The sequence below is a fragment of the Serratia sp. HNCC26DJ244 genome, assembly GCF_057180565.1.
In genome coordinates this window covers 1-324 of the sequence record NZ_JBXUGO010000141.1, presented here as the reverse complement: position 1 = coordinate 324, position 324 = coordinate 1, and the positions used below count along the sequence as shown (strand labels likewise).

At 51.5% G+C, this 324-nt stretch carries 1 protein-coding gene; it reads left to right on the top strand.

The features are described 5' to 3' along the window. A partial coding sequence (locus tag AC2A06_RS18980) for a hypothetical protein (protein ID WP_484381314.1) occupies positions 1-324 on the top strand: 324 nt, incomplete at both ends.

Below are 324 nucleotides of genomic sequence, written 5' to 3'. Positions count from 1 at the left end.
GATGGTACCAGCCTGCAGATCCGTATTGTTGACGGCCAAGGCATCAATACCTTCTACAGCAATACCGTCAAGCTGTATAACTCGAAGGGTGAGTTGGTGGCCACGCAGTTGATTAACCCGCAGTCCTCAGGCTCGAGCAACAGTATGGGTCTGGTGAGCTTCTTCGGGTTGGATCCGAATGAAGTTTACTCGGTGCAGTTGTTGCGTATTACCAATGGCCAGACCAACCATGTAGGGGCAACCGCAGACCAAGGCGGTTACACCAATAGCACGGTTAATGAGAACTGGGGTGGCTTAACCACCGGTAAATCCCATGATGCGTAT